1 protein-coding gene is annotated in these 614 nt (G+C 48.4%); it reads right to left on the bottom strand.

Annotated features, from left to right (window positions below; genetic code table 11):
- Window positions 1-614: aldehyde dehydrogenase family protein (locus R7Z49_RS26115; protein WP_318112577.1), on the bottom strand; the 614-nt coding region annotated here is incomplete at both ends.

Raw genomic sequence — 614 nt, 5'->3', positions numbered from 1 at the left:
CTCTTTACACATTTTGTGCAGACCAGCTCCACCACGTGGGATGATCATATCAACGTAGTCATCCAGTTTAAGCAGTTGAGAAACCAGCTCGCGATCTGGCTTTTCAATGTACTGTACTGAAGCGGCTGGCAAGTTTGCTTTTGCAAGGGCTGATTGGATAACTTTCACAAGTTCCATGTTAGAGAAAAACGTCTCTTTACCACCGCGTAGGATGCTGGCGTTACCCGTTTTCAGGCATAGTGCGGCAATGTCGATGGTCACATTTGGACGCGCTTCATAAATCACACCCACAACACCAAGTGGTACACGGCGGCGAGAGAGAGACATGCCGTTTTCTAGCACTTTACTGTCGATTTCGCTGCCCACAGGATCGTTTAGGCTGATCACATTGCGAACATCATTTGCAATGCCCGTTAAGCGTTCTTCATTCAACAGTAGACGGTCTAGCAGCGCATCGATCAGACCAGCTTCGCGACCAAGTTCGATGTCTTTTGCGTTTGCTGCCAAAATCGCAGCTGAGTTTGCTTCTAGCTCATCTGCGATGATCGCTAGAGCTTGGTTCTTTTGAGCAGTTGACGCCGTCGCCAATTCGAAAGCTGCATCTTTAGCAGCTT

Origin of the sequence: Vibrio sp. 1562 (assembly GCF_033340155.1) — a bacterium.
In the GTDB taxonomy this organism is placed as follows: domain Bacteria; phylum Pseudomonadota; class Gammaproteobacteria; order Enterobacterales; family Vibrionaceae; genus Vibrio; species Vibrio alginolyticus.
Note: the sequence above shows the minus strand (reverse complement) of the source record. Positions and strands in the feature narration are given on the sequence as shown.